At 41.7% G+C, this 15,755-nt stretch carries 14 protein-coding genes and 1 pseudogene; 12 read left to right on the forward strand and 3 right to left on the reverse strand.

Annotation, left to right across the window (positions count from 1 at the left end):
• Complete coding sequence (gene apaH, locus AACQ83_RS06325) at positions 1 to 828, forward strand: bis(5'-nucleosyl)-tetraphosphatase (symmetrical) ApaH (RefSeq protein ID WP_112876455.1); 828 nt, start codon at positions 1 to 3, stop codon at positions 826 to 828.
• A gap of 43 nt (positions 829 to 871) precedes the next feature.
• Here the strand turns inward: apaH and folA are convergent, their stop codons facing one another.
• Positions 872 to 1,357 (reverse strand): type 3 dihydrofolate reductase, encoded by a 486-nt coding sequence (folA, locus tag AACQ83_RS06330; protein ID WP_112876454.1) that lies wholly within the window; start codon positions 1,355 to 1,357, stop codon positions 872 to 874.
• 179 nt (positions 1,358 to 1,536) lie between these two features.
• Between folA and AACQ83_RS06335 the strand changes: the two genes are divergently transcribed.
• From AACQ83_RS06335 to AACQ83_RS06390, 11 genes and pseudogenes are all read left to right on the forward strand, one after another.
• Positions 1,537 to 2,151, forward strand: coding sequence for a LysE family transporter (locus AACQ83_RS06335; protein ID WP_112876453.1), 615 nt, complete (start codon positions 1,537 to 1,539; stop codon positions 2,149 to 2,151).
• 764 nt (positions 2,152 to 2,915) lie between these two features.
• Positions 2,916 to 8,114 carry a DUF637 domain-containing protein gene (locus AACQ83_RS06340; RefSeq protein ID WP_240000714.1) on the forward strand — a complete coding sequence of 1,733 codons (5,199 nt, stop codon included), beginning with the start codon at positions 2,916 to 2,918 and terminating at the stop codon, positions 8,112 to 8,114.
• Complete coding sequence (locus AACQ83_RS06345) at positions 8,111 to 8,461, forward strand: hypothetical protein (RefSeq protein ID WP_112876452.1); 351 nt, start codon at positions 8,111 to 8,113, stop codon at positions 8,459 to 8,461. Before AACQ83_RS06340 ends, AACQ83_RS06345 begins: the two co-directional genes overlap by 4 nt.
• Entirely contained in the window at positions 8,412 to 9,374 is a 963-nt protein-coding gene (locus AACQ83_RS06350; protein ID WP_240000715.1) for a hypothetical protein, read from the forward strand. The genes AACQ83_RS06345 and AACQ83_RS06350 overlap by 50 nt, the downstream gene beginning before the upstream one ends.
• Complete coding sequence (locus AACQ83_RS06355; protein ID WP_112876451.1) at positions 9,371 to 9,856, forward strand: immunity 42 family protein; 486 nt, start codon at positions 9,371 to 9,373, stop codon at positions 9,854 to 9,856. Before AACQ83_RS06350 ends, AACQ83_RS06355 begins: the two co-directional genes overlap by 4 nt.
• A 127-nt stretch (positions 9,857 to 9,983) precedes the next feature.
• Positions 9,984 to 10,511 (forward strand): annotated as a pseudogene (locus tag AACQ83_RS24555) (DUF637 domain-containing protein); the annotation flags it as partial.
• Complete coding sequence (locus AACQ83_RS06370) at positions 10,498 to 10,767, forward strand: hypothetical protein (RefSeq protein ID WP_112876450.1); 270 nt, start codon at positions 10,498 to 10,500, stop codon at positions 10,765 to 10,767. The pseudogene AACQ83_RS24555 and the gene AACQ83_RS06370, both read left to right, overlap by 14 nt.
• A gap of 260 nt (positions 10,768 to 11,027) precedes the next feature.
• On the forward strand, positions 11,028 to 11,231 hold the full coding sequence (gene cdiI / locus AACQ83_RS06375) for a ribonuclease toxin immunity protein CdiI (protein ID WP_255566853.1): 204 nt from the start codon (positions 11,028 to 11,030) through the stop codon (positions 11,229 to 11,231).
• A 7-nt stretch (positions 11,232 to 11,238) separates the two neighbouring features.
• A complete protein-coding gene (gene cdiI / locus AACQ83_RS06380; RefSeq protein WP_255566851.1) occupies positions 11,239 to 11,379 on the forward strand; it encodes a ribonuclease toxin immunity protein CdiI in 141 nt (46 codons plus the stop codon).
• The gene (locus AACQ83_RS06385) at positions 11,363 to 11,857 is read left to right on the forward strand and encodes a hypothetical protein (RefSeq protein WP_240000716.1); all 495 of its coding nucleotides are present in this window, start codon (positions 11,363 to 11,365) and stop codon (positions 11,855 to 11,857) included. Before cdiI (AACQ83_RS06380) ends, AACQ83_RS06385 begins: the two co-directional genes overlap by 17 nt.
• Positions 11,854 to 12,198, forward strand: coding sequence for a hypothetical protein (locus AACQ83_RS06390; RefSeq protein ID WP_112876449.1), 345 nt, complete (start codon positions 11,854 to 11,856; stop codon positions 12,196 to 12,198). The genes AACQ83_RS06385 and AACQ83_RS06390 overlap by 4 nt, the downstream gene beginning before the upstream one ends.
• Positions 12,199 to 12,322: 124 nt before the next feature.
• Here the strand turns inward: AACQ83_RS06390 and AACQ83_RS06395 are convergent, their stop codons facing one another.
• On the reverse strand, positions 12,323 to 12,451 hold the full coding sequence (locus tag AACQ83_RS06395) for a hypothetical protein (RefSeq protein WP_262980979.1): 129 nt from the start codon (positions 12,449 to 12,451) through the stop codon (positions 12,323 to 12,325).
• A 74-nt stretch (positions 12,452 to 12,525) separates the two neighbouring features.
• Positions 12,526 to 15,750 (reverse strand): carbamoyl-phosphate synthase large subunit, encoded by a 3,225-nt coding sequence (gene carB / locus AACQ83_RS06400; RefSeq protein ID WP_112876448.1) that lies wholly within the window; start codon positions 15,748 to 15,750, stop codon positions 12,526 to 12,528.
• Positions 15,751 to 15,755 lie beyond the last annotated feature (5 nt).

Below are 15,755 nucleotides of genomic sequence, written 5' to 3' on the forward strand. Positions count from 1 at the left end.
ATGTCTACCTATCTCATTGGTGATATTCATGGCTGCTACCGTGAATTACGTGCTTTATTAACTAATGCTAATTTTGATCCTAAAAAGGATACATTGTGGTTAACGGGGGATTTAGTTGCCCGAGGCCCAAACTCTCTTAAAGTTCTCCGATATGTTAAACAGTTAGGTTCAGCCGTAAGAATGGTATTAGGTAATCACGATCTCCATTTATTGGGCGTTTATGCCGGGATCAGCCGTAATAAACCTAAAGATAAAATTGATACGTTACTGTCCGCGCCAGATGCCGATGAATTAATTAATTGGCTACGCAAACAACCATTACTACAGTTCGATGATGATCTAAAACTGCTCATGACACATGCCGGTATTACGCCTCAATGGGATTTGGAAACAGCCAAAATGTGTGCCAGCGAAGTTGAAACCATGCTCAACAGTAGCTGTTACCCTCTGTTTCTCAATTCCATGTATGGGGATATGCCAAACAACTGGTCACCAGAACTCTCTGGGCTGGCACGTTTACGTTTCAGTACTAATGCATTGACACGTATGCGTTACTGTTTTCCAAATGGTCAGTTAGACATGTTGTGCAAAGATAAGCCCGAAAACGCGCCTGCGCCGCTAAGACCTTGGTTTGAACTGGAACGGCAGATCCCATCAGAGTATGCCATCGTTTTTGGTCACTGGGCATCATTGGAAGGCCAGGGAACACCCGAAAGGTTTTATGCATTAGATACAGGCTGCTGTTGGGGAGGACAACTGACGATGTTGCGTTGGGAAGATAAGCAATATTTTACACAATCATCGTTACCGGCAGTAAAACAGCATTAAGCCAGACACGCCGTGAAAAAAGCTCACCGGCGTGTTCTATCAATCACAGACGACGTTGTAAAATCTCAAAACAGTAGCTGTGAGAATTTAATTCATCGGCATCATGGTACTCAGTAAATTCAGAATCCCATTCATCCGGTTCATAGTCAGGAAAATGTGTATCACCTATCACTTCTGCATCGATGTGAGTCAGGTACATACGACTCGCTCGTGAAATAAATTGGTCATAAACTTTACCACCACCCATGACCATAACTTCTTCTACATCACCCGCCACAGCCAGTGCTTCATCAACTGAACTTACCCAGGTTACACATTCATCATTACCCGGCTGACTACTCAATACAATATTGAGTCTTCCCGGTAACGGACGACCTATAGATTCATAAGTTACTCGCCCCATAATAACGGGTTTATTCAATGTATTACGTTTAAACCAGGCCAGATCTCCCGGCAGATTCCACGGCATTTTACTCTCCATGCCGATAACCCGATCCATAGCTAAAGCAGCGATCAAGCTGATATTCATTAAGCCACCTTAATAGGCAAATAGTATAAAAATTGATGACACTATACGGAAAGGGATGTACCCAGTCGATAGGCTCAACGCTTTCTTAAGTACAAAAGATTAATTTATACTTGGTTTATTACTTAAGACATTTATTGATCAAAATAATAACAAAGCTAATATTAACCATAGGGTACATTATGCTGGAAACATCACTGGTCGTCATCACTATCTCAACGTTGGGTATGCTCTCTCCCGGCCCCGATTTCTTTTTGGTAGTCAAAAATGCTATACGTTACCAACGTTCCGCCGCTATGATGACAGTAGTGGGCTTAATCGCTGCTATAACTTGCCATATGGTTTATTGCGTCGCCGGATTGGCTATTGTTATCACCACAACGCCGTGGCTATTTAACCTGATGAAATATGCCGGAGCAGCTTATCTTATTTGGATTGGGATCAATAGCATGCTTTCACGTGGTGGGAATACTCTAACTTTCGATGATCAACCACAGCAGATTGTTACTTTCAAAAAAGCGTTTATGCAGGGGTTCTTATGTAACTTACTGAATCCAAAAGCAACATTGTTTTTTCTGGCAATATTTACTCAGTTGCTAAATGTCAATTCTGGTGTTGGCGAGAAATTATGGTATGCCTCTATTATCTGGGGATTGTCAGTCATCTATTGGCCACTGTTAGTCATATTGATCCAAAGTGCCCCAGTACGCCGCGGATTAGCTAAGGCTCAGAAGATTATCGATAAACTACTAGGCATCGTTTTAATTGGCTTAGGTGTCAAAGTAGCACTGGGATAACAGACAGTGATTCTTTTCTTTTAAATTTTCAATAAACATAGAAAAGTGCGCTTAATAAAGCGCACCTCAAAATCCAGCCCTGATTTATTCAGAGATTTTATTATTCCAGTTTTTTACCATCAATTATTTAATTGGCTTATGAAAAAATTCATTCTTCGGTTGAAAACGTTATTAAAGTCAATTTTTTTCATTAAGAATTTCGATAGGTAGGTTTTAAACTGTGACTAAAAGTCATTGTTTTAACATCTGGGTTTAATAGTATAAAGTTTTAACGATTTTTTACCATTTTTGACGCCTGTTATTTTATTAATTTTAATCATAATGGTATATACCCACCTTAAAAAATCTTTAATCAAGGTCTTTTACCTTTAATGGTTAAATTCTTTACGGGTCTTTTCATCGTGGGAGCCCGTCCTAATCAAATTGCCAGATACCATCACGCGAAAACTGAAAGTGTCAAGGCAGGAGTAAGGAAACAATACCTCTAGCCTTATCGCAATTTACCGGCATTTAATATAACAGATTCCCCATTATCAGGATTAAAAAATCGACACCTGATCACATTTCATACTACCCATTCTGACAATCAATTAATTTCATATTAGTATAGTTTAATGATGTAACTATTAAATCATCAATATTCTCTGTGGGTATATGACCATTTTATCACCACAGCCTGACCGCAGATAACCGGGTCACTTATTGGTCAGTATCACTGACTTTGTAACTTTGTAACACTTAAATTCAACAAAAGGGAGAGTACGATGAGTAAACACAACCACTCTGTGGCGAGAGGCAAGAGTTATCTTTTAATTTACCTGACGGCAATCCAGCCGCTACACCCGGCGATTGCCGCTGGAATCACACCGGATAATAACCAGACTCAGGTACAAAATCAGGGCAATGTCCCGGTGGTGAATATTGCTACGCCGAATGACGCGGGGATATCTCACAATACTTATAAAGAGTTCAATATCGCCACTCAAGGCGCCGTACTCAATAACGCCACTCAAACGGCTAAATCACAACTGGCGGGACAACTTAACGCTAACCCTAATCTGCATGGAAAAGCAGGGGAACTGATTATTAATGAAGTGACCGGCAGCGGACAATCTAATCTGCAAGGCCAATTGGAGATTTTCGGCAATAAAGCCAATGTGATGATTGCTAACCCCAATGGCATTACCTGTGATGGCTGTGGTTTTATTAATACCTCGAGCGCAACACTGACCACGGGTAAACCCCAATTTGATAAACAGGGCGCGTTGGAAGCATTGGAGGTTAAAAAAGGCCAAATTACTATTGGCGGTAAAGGGTTAGATGGCAAGGCGACGGATTATATCGATATTATCAGCCGTGCAACGGAATTAAATGGAAAAATTCAGGCTAATAACCTGTCCCTGACGCAAGGCGCTAACCGAATCAGTTTAAAAGACGGCACAGTTAAACCTGTCGCTGGCGAAGGTGCTAAACCTCAATTAGCGGTTGATACCAAAGCATTAGGCGGCATGTATGCCAATAAAATTCGACTGGTTGCCACTGAAGAGGGCGTTGGCGTTAATTTGAAAGAGTTAACCAGTAACCAGCGTGATATTACTTTAAACGCCAATGGCAAAATTGAGCTGGGAAATATTAAGGCTAAAACGGACCTGAATATTATTGGCAAAGAAACCCATATTGCGCCCAATATTAAAGTGCAAGCGGGACGAGATATTACTCTGGAAAATACCACACTGGATAATAAAGGCAGTGTAACCGCAGGTCGGGATATACGGATATTTGGCGACACTGTGAAAAATACAGGCAGCAAAGCCTTGCTACAAGCCAACGATAATATGTGGATACAGAAAGATGCTCAGGGGAATAAAGGTCAGTTAGTCGAAAATAGATCTGCGACAATAAAAACCGTGAAGGGAGATTTGGTTGTCAGGACCAAAAAACTTAATAATGCACGTGATGTTTTTGTTTTTAAAAACAAAGAGTTAATGCCAGATTCAACAGATAAAAACATGATTATTAATGAAACGGAAACCAGTGATTTTGGAAACTCAGTTATTCATGAGGCTGAATTAATAACGCCACTTCCTGAGAAATGGTTTGGACGTGTTGATTTTGGTGGGGATAATACAACAGATAGAGAAGTTCATGTAAATCACTCTAGAACTGAAACCATCATTTCTGATAGTAAGCAACCTGGAGTGATAACATCTGGAAAGAATATTTATATCAACAGTGATGAACTCTTGAATTTTGTCAGTAAGATTAGTGCCGGTAAAGATATTTTCTTGACGGGAATTAATTTTATTAATGAAAGCAAAATAACCGGCGTGCTAAATAATTATATTGTATATACTGAAAAAGAAACTGAAAGTAATATATCTTCCATTGGTGACGTATATATTAGGACAGACTTTGACAAATCAGGAAACGTTAAAACATGGGAGGATAAAAAAAATATTATTGAACCAGCCAGTGTTGTTGCTACCGGTAATCTTGTCGCTGATTTTAAAGATAATATTAATATTCGCACCCCACTACCCTATGACATAAATGAAATGTCCCAAATAACTGTCGCAGGCAGTTATGATACATTATCTGCTAAAAATATTGTATTAAACTCAGGGAAAATTAGTAACAATAATATTATTAAAGCGAATAACGATATCACTATTTTGGCAACTGACTCTATTACATTAAATACAGCGGAAGTTATTTCTGGTGGTAATATCTCTATGATTGCCGCTGATAATATTGATGCATTGCAGAGTAAAATCAAGGGAAAAAATATTACTGTTATTAGCCGTAATGCGGATTTAAAATTGCAAAGCAATGAGACTGCCGGATATTTCAACCACGATGGTAATCGAATAATCAGCAGCATTGAAGCAACCGGTGATTTATTGTTAAACGCAGGCAAGAATATTATTTTACGGGATGTATTTTTAACTAAAAGTGATAATATTACTTTGGCGGCAAATAATGATATTACGATTGACAATAACAATGCGGTGCTATTATCACATAACCGAATTGGCAATATTCTCTCTTACATTAAAGAGCAAGAACTTTTTAATAACATGTTATCTAAAATGGGTAAACTGGATGCAAAAAATTCTGTTGTGATTAATGCCGGCAGAAATTTATCTGCGAAGAGTATTCGTTTTTCCGCAGAAAAAGACATCAACTTAACTTCGGCAAAAAGTATTGATCTGACTCCCCGTGAATTATCGCCGTCACTGAATAAATTATTCCCTTCATCACGTTCAGGAGAATTAAGCAGCCGATTAACCGCCGGAAATAATATCAGTGTTATCAGCGGTACAGATATCAACGGAAAGGCGGTCCAGATACAGGCAAACGGTAACGCATTATTATCCTCTGGCAGGAATATCACACTCCTGCCCCTGCTTTACTCGGCTATTGCTTACAATGACGATGACAGACCTGAGCATTATGATGAATATAAGGATGACAGAAATCATGGCGCACAAATCCGTGGTACCAAAAAGCTGACAATGGCTGCAAATGGAGCCATTACCACTGTGGGTTCAACGCTACTTTCTGATGGTGATATCACGATTACCTCTGGTGGTGATATACGTTTCGAGTCGGCTCGGAATCACTTCTACAAAGATCGCGCTGATTATTTCAAAGATGACAGCATCACAGAAACCTATACTCAACAAAGTACTGAATTAACCAGTGGTGGCGTGCTGACTGTCCTTTCAAACGGCAGCATTCTTTTTCAGGCCACCAAACTGGCTTCCAAAGGGGCAATGGATATCGCGGCGAAAGGCGGTTATCTCTACGCTCAGGCGATGGAAGAATCCAGCCACTATGAAAAAACAGAGACAAATCGTAATTGGTATGGCAAGAAGAAAACCGCTAAACGTACCCGTCATGATGTCACGAATAAAGTCACTGAATTTACCGCTGGCGGTGATATTAATCTGTTAAGCCGGGATGACAGCACTTACGAAGCCAGTAAAATGGCGACTAATAAAAATGCCAAACTGACCAGCACTCACAGTAAAGTCAATTTTAAAGCAGTAAAAAATACCGCTTTTGAACAGACTATTACGTATTCCAAAGGCTTTTATATTACGCAAAGGGATAAAGGTTATACCGAAGATAAGTGGGTTCTTCCTGCTATTCATATTGGCGGAAAATTCACCGTGGAGGCGGCCAAAGGGGTTAGCGCGGATATCAAAGCCCAAAACGGTCAATCGTTACAAAATGTGGTGTCAGTCTTCGGTAATACGCCGGAAACCGCCTGGTTAAAAGGACTCAGTGAACGTAAAGACGTTCAATGGAATTTAGTTAAAGATGCCTATGATAGTTGGGATTATAAAAGCCAGCACCTGAATCCGGTGGTCTCTGCGGTTATCGCGATTGCCGTCGCCGCTGCAACAGCGGGAGCCGGCTTAACGGTTTCGGTTGCCGGGTCAGCCGCAAGTACAGCGGGTTCAGCCGCGACGGCAGCAGGCGCTACCGCCAGCACGGCCGCCGCCATGAGTTCAGTCGCTTACGGCGCGACAGCTTCCGGTATGGCCGCACTCACTTCTCAGGCAGCGGTAGCTTTAGTGGATAATCAGGGTGACTTATCCAAAACCTTAAAAATGATGGGAAGCAGCGACACCGTTAAATCAACCCTCACTTCAATGGCGATGGGTGGCGCTTTGGCGGGTTTTGATAACATCATGGGATGGGATAAAGCCGCCAATGGCACGCAAATTGACCCGGCAAAAGCGACATTACCTCAACTGAGCAAGGGTGACTGGAGCAAAGTGGCTCAACGGGTAGCAGGTCAATCCATTATCAGTTCCAGCCTGGGTACAGCCATCAATGGCGGTAGTTTTAAGGACAATTTTACCACCGCATTACTGGCCAATATTAGCAGCCAGATTAACGCCGAAGGGGCCGGGTTGATTGGCAAGAACGGTCAGGTGTCAGGTTTACCCGGAAAAGCCATCAGCCATGCGGTAGTTTCTGCCCTTGCAGCGGAAATTGGCGGCGGTGATGCCAAAGGTGCTGCTGCCGGGGCATTAGCCGCAGAACTGGCCGCGATAACATTGGATAAAACATTCAATGATCCAATGAAAATTCAGGCGGGCGGCAAAATCATCGGCAACGTTGCAGGGGCCATTGCGACCAACAGCGCCAAAGGCGCTAACAGTGGGGCTAATGCCGGGGAAATTGTTATTCTCTTTAACCACCTGAACTCCATGAATGCCTACAATCTGGCTAGAGAGCTCCAGGAAGCCAATAAGCAAGGAACGCCTACCGAAACAATCTGGAACAAATACAACAAACTGAGCGCTGCGCAACGGGCAGAAATGTTGTCTGCCTGTGCCGGGAACGGTGGGTTATGCACTCTAACCTATCAGGCCGAAATGGACGGCGGGATAAAAACAGCGGATGCTATTAGTGGCTTAAGATGGATGTTTGACTTATCGGCTGAGGATGTTCATCGTATCAGCCAGTTTGTGACGACAGAAAACCAGAACGATTTAGGGCTGTTGTATAACTCGCTGCCTGCCTGGGAAAAAGGTGCACTGATAGCCAAAGAGGCGGTAGAATCTGCCGGTATTGGTGGCGCTATCGGCGGTAAAGCTTCCATTGCTTCGATTGTTGGGAAGAGTAAACAGCCTTATCAGCCGAATAAAGGTGCTGTTGGTAATATGGGGGAGTTTTTTAGACAGCCAGGATTTGGAAGCCAAATAAAGAATAGCTCAAGTAAAACCAGCCAAATCTATCAAGGCCAAAGTGTTTATCAAGCTAAAGATGTGGTCGGAGATCATATAGCTAAAGGCGATAAATATTATCTTGATGGAATGCATAAAAATCATATTGAAATCTTTGATAAGAATGGGAAATTCAAATCTGTTCTTAATTTAGATGGTTCATATAATGAGGTTAAAACCCAAAAAGCAATGATTGAAGGACGGAGATTGCCAAAATGATAGACCATATTCCTCTTGATAGAATGAAAAAAGACTTTTTGCTCATTCTCAACCAAAAATCTATTGGCACGATAGATACGGATAACCTATCAATAAACTACAATGACCACTTAGATAAAAGACTAAAAAGATATTTAACTTTATTATGTGGTACCGCTGAGTTGCTAGCCGATGCAACAGAAAATGGAGATGAAATGACTACACAGGCAGCCTTATTAAGAATCCGTAGTCATTCAATGAGTTTATCTAGTTTCTTTGAAGCAATAACTGAAGATGCAGAAGTATTGCTTCATCTGAATGGTTGGCCAAAGATCCCTGACAATTACATTTATCCATCTAGTAAATAATAATCTCAGCCATTATGAACCGAAAGCCCACATCACGCGGGCTTTCGACCTTTTGTCAGCAATCATCGGCAGCATTGCAACCAACAGCGCCAAAGGCGCTAACAGTGGGGCTAATGCCGGGGAAATTGTTATTCTCTTTAACCACCTGAACTCCATGAATGCCTATAATCTGGCTAGAGAGCTCCAGGAAGCTAATAAGCAAGGAACGCCTACCGAAATAATCTGGAACAAATACAACAAACTGAGCGCTGCACACCGGGCAGAAATGTTATCTGCCTGTGCCGGGAACGGTGGGTTATGCACACTGACCTATCAGGCTGAAATGGACGGCGGGATAAAAACAGCGGATGCTATTAGTGGTCTGAGATGGATGTTTGATTTATCAGCTGAAGATGCCCATCGTATTAGCCAGTTTGTAACGACAGAAAACCAGAACGATTTAGGGCTGTTATATAACTCGCTGCCTGCCTGGGAAAAAGGTGCGCTGATAGCCAAAGAGGCGGTAGAATCTGCCAGTATTGGTGGCGCTATCGGCAGTAAAGCTTCCATTGCTTCGATTATTGGGAAACGCCGAGGAAGCGCAATACCGGTACCAGAGCCAATAGTCGCTTCTAATGGGCTAACTTACAAATCAAACCCTAAACATACTCCCGGAGGTGATGGAAATCGCAAAAATGCAGGAATAGAACCTAGAGACTCTCTAATTCTTTTTGAAAACTCTATACCAAGCTCAAAAAACTATAACAATAAAGAGGTTCGATTCTCAGTAGATAAGAACGGTAATGTTCACCGATTCGAAGGAACTAACGGAGAATATCATTGGAATGGCAGCTCCGGAGATATTAACAATTCCTTAACAAGCAAACAGGTGCCAAGTGATATTCAGAAAAAACTAGGGGTGAAACTAAAATGATTTATGGTGATCCATTTTACTTTTCTCTTCAATTTGACATTGTTGAGTCATGGAACTCTCCAGATAGCTTTTGGAAAAATGGAATATTTTCTTTCTATTTAGAAGGGAATAAATTATTTGACATTGTTGATGTTTTCGAATTAAGAACAACAATTGGATTTTACTCAAATATGAAAATAGATGAGTTAGCATGTAATGATATTCCCTTTGATCCTATTACCTTATACAGAAATGCAGAAAGTTATTTTACAGGGGAAGGAGAAGATCTTATTGATGGCTTGTTTGATATGACTTGTACTGCAATGGGGGATAATGGCTATTATATTTATTTTATGAAAACAAGCCAAAATGATCGCCTAATTTGGAGTATTGATGATGGGAATACAATAAAGGAGACATTATTACCTGCCGGTACAGTTGATTCTGTAATTCAAAAAATGTCACAATGTCCGTTAACTAAAATATCTACTAATGACTCGTAAGTCTAGATAAAACTCTAATCCCAGTCAGCTACGGCTGGGATTATTTTAACTTGGCGGATTAGATTAAATAAGGATAAATATTTTCTATTTATCAGTCTAATGCAGAGTTAGGATTAAAAATTCCAACCATCTCAGCCAGTTTGTAACGACAGAAAACCAGAACGATTTAGGGCTGTTATATAACTCGTTACCCGCCTGGGAAAAAGGCGCGCTGATAACCAAAGAGGCGGTAGAATCTGCCGGTATTGGTGGCGCTATCGGCGGTAAAGCTTCCGTTGCTTCGATTGTTGGGAAGAATCGTAATGTTGGCAACACAATAGATTCAGGCAAAACTAAAGAAACTCAAATATGGACGGAAACGAAGAAAAAAGAACCTGTAGCAAATGCTTATGGTCACTGGGATAAACATAAAAGTAAATTCCCTGAATATCAGAATTCAAAACAATATGTTGAAGCCACCCATAATTTTATTAAAAATCCTCCGAAAGGAACTTTAATCAAAACCCGAGCTAATGGAGATACTTTATATTACAATTCAGAGACAAATATTTTCGCAGTAAAAAATGCGGATGGTGTTCCTAAAACAATGTTTAAACCAAATCCAGTAGATCATGGATATAAAACAAATTTGGATTACTTCAATGCACAAAAATAATAGATTATATGTATGCCGTGTATGTGGTGCAGAACAATTAGATCCTCCGTGGGGTGGAGATGGCAATTCACCAACGTTTGATATTTGTGATTGCTGTGGGGTGGAATTTGGCTATGAAGATGCTACTTTAACAGCATTAAAAAATTACAGATCTAAGTGGTTGGATAAAGGCGCAAAGTGGAATTTCGAAAGATCCAAGCCAGAAAATTGGTCACTAGAGGAGCAGATATCAAATATACCTAAAGAATATTTGTAAAATTTAAGAGTCTACAAATGGATTTGCGTGATCTCTTGTTAATGAAATGATTATCCTCCCGTGTTAGCAGTACGCTAACACGGGGAATTATCAGCCAGTTGATTGATTAAACACACGTTCAAGCAAGCCCTGAGCGTTTTCAGTGCCGGGAATTGACATACCCATAAGTTATCTGTTCCAAAAAAATTGCGAAATTTTCGACCTATCGTATAACAGACAGAGAATATAAGTACAGTTACTAACTTTTTCCCGGTGACACAATGAGTAATAAACGTCTTTTTGAAAAAATAGATTATAACAGTGATTCAGAGTGGGTTATGAAGGAGTTTTTTAATTCTATATATTCCCAAGGTGAATTTTTATGGGCTTTACCGCTTGTTCTAAAAAAGGACGGGTGTGGAGTTAATGAAACCTATTGTATTTTTCCAAACTTAGATGATCCCGATCCTGAAATACCATTTTGAAGGAATAATGTTCGGTGTATGGGAAGGTGAAGTTATTGTTTCTGAATCCATCGGCTTTGAATATATAAAACTAGCCTGTGAGAAATATCTTCAATTACATCCAGAAGATACAGAGCAAGTAAAATCCTTACTTGCTCAACTCCCTTAAACCAGAAAGATCCCAGTACCAAAAGCTGGGATCTTTTCTTAATACGCTTGAACAACTGCCAACTTGGGAAAAAGGTGCACTAATAGCCAAAGAGGCGGTAGAATCTGCCGATATTGGTGGCGCTATCGGCGGTAAAGCTTCGGTTGCTTCGATTATTGAGAAGAATAAACAGCCTTATCAGCCGAATCAGGGTGCTGTTGGTAATATGAATGAATTCCTGAAACAACCGGATTTTGGGAGCCAAATTAAAGGAAATACTCAAAAAACTAGTAAAATGTATGATGGGCAGAGTATTTATTCTGCAAAAAGTGACATTGATAAATATATCAAAAAAGGCGATCAGATTTACTTAGATGGTGATCATAAGAATCATCTTGAAATTTTTGATAAAAGAGGAAATTTTAGAGTTGTGCTTAACTTGGATGGTTCAATTAATGATGCTAAAACTAAAGCTGCGGAGGGGAGAAAATTAAAATGATGAAAACTCTAAACAAACTTAGCTATTGTATTAATTTACTCTCACTTAGGAAAAATATCCAATCTGAGTTAAATCTGAATTTAGATATTACCGAAAAATACAAGGAATATATTTATGATTTTGAACAGGCAGTGATGTTACTTAACAGAACTATTGAAGAAAATGATCAAATAGCTATTCAATGTGCGCTGACAAGAGTTCGGATTACATCATTGAATCTGTCTAATCTATATGCAGATATTATCGACGATGTTGTATCAATAAACAGTCAGGACTTGTGGCCTGAGATTCCAGAAGATTACAAAATACCTGATCATTATAACTATCCTCGAAACAAATAACTCACAACCCCAGCCACGGCTGGGGCTTATTTACCTGTCAGTTACTATTTACTTATCAGAGAAAATTATTTAAAAAGAGGGTAACAATAACATCAGATAAAACATTCAGCGATCCAATGAAAATTCAGGCGGGTGGCAAAATCATCGGCAGCGTTACCCACAGCGCCAAAGGCGTTAACAGTGGTGCCAATGCCGGGGAAATTGTGAGATCTCTGACCTCACCTAACAAAGCGCTGATTTTTTTATCCGGCATTTTGTCAGTAATAAATAATAAGTGCGCTTTCTCAAGCGCACCTTATTTATTACTTCAATTAATCATAATACGGACTAGCTATTAATCATCGCATGCATTTCCTGTACAGAAATCACCTGCTCAGTTGGATCAGCACTCAGTGCCATTGTTGTAGCAAATCCACCATTTAATGTGGTGTCATAATGCACTTTATATTGCAGTGCACTGCGGCGAATAAGTTTGGAATCTTCAATCGCCTGACGACCCGCAGTCGTGTTTACAATATAGCTATATTCACCATTTTTGGTTCTATCCTGAATATGCGGACGCCCTTCGTGAACTTTATTCACCAGACGAGGGTTAATCCCCGCTTCACCTAGCACAACCGCAGTACCGTGAGTCGCATCCAGTTCAAAGCCCTGTTTCAGCAATTTAGCGGCCAAATCCACAACCCGGCCTTTATCACCTTCACGCACGGACAAAAGTGCTCTACCATTTTGCGGAATTCTGGCGCTACACCCCAATAGTGCCTTTGAGAAAGCTTCGGCAAATGTACGCCCAACCCCCATCACTTCGCCGGTTGACCGCATTTCAGGCCCCAGAATCGGATCCACACCTGGGAATTTGTTGAAAGGCAATACAACTTCTTTCACCGAATAGTATGGTGGAATGATCTCCTGAGTTGCATCTTGCTCAACCAGAGATTGACCAACCATCACACGAGCCGCAACTTTCGCCAGTGGTAAACCGGTCGCTTTAGAAACAAATGGCACAGTACGAGCCGCACGCGGGTTGACTTCAATCAGATAAACTTCGTCATTCTTGACAGCAAACTGGACATTCATCAAGCCACGTACACCCAATTCAAACGCCAGTTCTTCTACCTGCTGACGCATGACATCCTGGATTTCCTGACTTAGGGTGTAAGCAGGCAATGAACAAGCTGAGTCGCCGGAATGCACACCGGCCTGTTCAATATGTTCCATAATGCCGCCGATCAATACACGCTCACCGTCACAGATAGCGTCAACATCCACTTCCACTGCATCATCAAGGAAACAATCAAGCAATACTGGGGCATCATTAGAGACATTGACCGCCGTCTGGAAGTAACGACGTAGGTCAACTTCGTCATATACGATTTCCATCGCACGGCCACCCAAAACATAGGATGGACGAACCACCAACGGATAACCCAGAATATTTGCCTTCTCAACTGCCCGTTCTATCGTGGTCACTGTGGCATTTTCGGGTTGTTTCAGGCCAAGGCGATTTACCGCCTGTTTGAAACGTTCACGGTCTTCCGCACGATCAATCGCATCCGGGCTGGTACCAATAATGGGAACACCGGCAATTTCCAGTTCACGAGCTAATTTCAGCGGAGTCTGCCCACCATATTGAACAATCACCCCTTTTGGCTGCTCAACACGCACAATCTCAAGAACATCTTCCAAAGTCACCGGTTCGAAATAGAGACGGTCCGAAGTATCGTAATCTGTTGAAACGGTTTCCGGGTTACAGTTCACCATGATGGTTTCATACCCATCTTCACGCAGTGCCAAGGCCGCATGAACACAACAATAGTCGAATTCAATCCCCTGCCCAATACGATTAGGGCCACCACCCAATACCATGATTTTTGGCTTGTCACTATTCGGATTAGCCTCACACTCATCTTCATAAGTGGAATACATGTATGCAGTATCAGTCGCAAATTCTGCCGCACAGGTATCAACGCGCTTGTAAACCGGATACAGATTATATTTGTGGCGCAGTTTGCGGATCTCTTTTTCGGCCACACCGACCAGTTTCGCCAAACGTGCATCAGCAAAACCTTTACGCTTCAGATGGCGCAGGAAGTCGGCCGTCAAGCTGTTAATGCCCTGCTCTGCTACTTGCTCTTCCAATCGCACGAGTTCTTCAATTTGCACTAAGAACCAGCGATCAATATCAGTCAGGTTAAAAACACCATCAACAGACATACCCGCACGGAAAGCATCCGCGATATACCAGATACGTTCAGCACCTGCATCTTTTAATTCGCGACGAATTTTAGTCAATGCTTCTGGATCATCTAAACTGACTTTCGGGTCAAAACCGGTTGCCCCCACTTCCAAACCACGCAATGCTTTTTGCAGAGATTCTTGCTGAGTGCGACCAATCGCCATCACCTCACCAACAGATTTCATCTGGGTTGTCAGACGATCATTGGCTCCAGCAAATTTCTCGAAATTAAAGCGAGGAACTTTAGTAACTACGTAGTCGATAGAAGGTTCAAAGGAAGCTGGCGTGCGACCACCAGTGATATCATTCATCAATTCGTCAAGGGTATAGCCCACAGCCAATTTAGCGGCAATTTTAGCGATCGGGAAACCTGTCGCTTTCGAAGCCAGCGCAGAAGAGCGAGAAACGCGTGGATTCATTTCGATGATAACTAAACGGCCATTTTTTGGGTTCACCGCAAACTGTACGTTAGATCCCCCAGTTTCTACACCGATTTCACGCAATACCGCCATCGAAGCGTTACGCATGATTTGATACTCTTTATCCGTCAGCGTTTGCGCCGGAGCGACCGTGATGGAATCACCGGTGTGAATCCCCATTGCATCAAAGTTTTCAATAGAGCAGACGATAATGCAGTTATCGTTTTTATCCCGCACAACTTCCATTTCATACTCTTTCCAACCAATCAGAGATTCATCAATCAAGAGTTCGTTGGTTGGTGAAAGATCCAGGCCACGCTCACAAATTTCCTCGAATTCTTCGCGGTTATAAGCAATACCGCCACCACTTCCTCCCATAGTAAAGGAAGGGCGGATAATACAAGGAAAACCGACTTGATCAGCAACTGCCAGCGCTTCTTCCATTGAATGAGCGATACCAGAACGCGGAGTTTCCAAGCCAATCTTTTTCATTGCTATATCGAAACGGCGGCGATCTTCCGCTTTGTCAATCGCATCTGCGGTAGCGCCAATCATGGTAACGCCAAACTCTTCCAGTACTCCCTGACGCTCTAGTTCTAGCGCACAGTTCAGTGCAGTTTGTCCGCCCATTGTTGGCAGAATCGCATCGGGGCGCTCTTTTTCAATGATTTTACGTACCACTTCCCAGTGGATCGGCTCAATGTAAGTGGCATCGGCCATTTCTGGATCAGTCATAATAGTAGCAGGGTTCGAGTTCACCAGAACGACACGATAACCTTCTTCCCGTAACGCTTTACAAGCTTGTGCTCCCGAGTAGTCGAATTCACAAGCCTGACCAATGACAATTGGACCCGCTCCCAAGATCAGGATACTTTTAATATCAGTACGTTTTGCCATTTTAT

The organism is Photorhabdus sp. S10-54, assembly GCF_963878145.1.
Classification (GTDB): domain Bacteria; phylum Pseudomonadota; class Gammaproteobacteria; order Enterobacterales; family Enterobacteriaceae; genus Photorhabdus; species Photorhabdus kayaii.

Excerpts from the sequence above, each read along its gene's own strand:
- AACQ83_RS06345 (WP_112876452.1), top strand. The coding sequence starts at position 8,111 with ATGATAGACCATATTCCTCTTGATAGAATGAAAAAAGACTTTTTGCTC.
- folA (WP_112876454.1), bottom strand. The coding sequence starts at position 1,357 with ATGAATATCAGCTTGATCGCTGCTTTAGCTATGGATCGGGTTATCGGC.
- apaH (WP_112876455.1), top strand. The coding sequence starts at position 1 with ATGTCTACCTATCTCATTGGTGATATTCATGGCTGCTACCGTGAATTA.
- AACQ83_RS06390 (WP_112876449.1), top strand. The coding sequence starts at position 11,854 with ATGATGAAAACTCTAAACAAACTTAGCTATTGTATTAATTTACTCTCA.
- cdiI (WP_255566851.1), top strand. The coding sequence starts at position 11,239 with ATGTTCGGTGTATGGGAAGGTGAAGTTATTGTTTCTGAATCCATCGGC.
- AACQ83_RS06370 (WP_112876450.1), top strand. The coding sequence starts at position 10,498 with ATGCACAAAAATAATAGATTATATGTATGCCGTGTATGTGGTGCAGAA.
- AACQ83_RS06335 (WP_112876453.1), top strand. The coding sequence starts at position 1,537 with ATGCTGGAAACATCACTGGTCGTCATCACTATCTCAACGTTGGGTATG.
- cdiI (WP_255566853.1), top strand. The coding sequence starts at position 11,028 with ATGAGTAATAAACGTCTTTTTGAAAAAATAGATTATAACAGTGATTCA.
- AACQ83_RS06340 (WP_240000714.1), top strand. The coding sequence starts at position 2,916 with ATGAGTAAACACAACCACTCTGTGGCGAGAGGCAAGAGTTATCTTTTA.
- AACQ83_RS06350 (WP_240000715.1), top strand. The coding sequence starts at position 8,412 with ATGGTTGGCCAAAGATCCCTGACAATTACATTTATCCATCTAGTAAAT.
- carB (WP_112876448.1), bottom strand. The coding sequence starts at position 15,750 with ATGGCAAAACGTACTGATATTAAAAGTATCCTGATCTTGGGAGCGGGT.
- AACQ83_RS06355 (WP_112876451.1), top strand. The coding sequence starts at position 9,371 with ATGATTTATGGTGATCCATTTTACTTTTCTCTTCAATTTGACATTGTT.
- AACQ83_RS06395 (WP_262980979.1), bottom strand. The coding sequence starts at position 12,451 with ATGCCGGATAAAAAAATCAGCGCTTTGTTAGGTGAGGTCAGAGATCTC.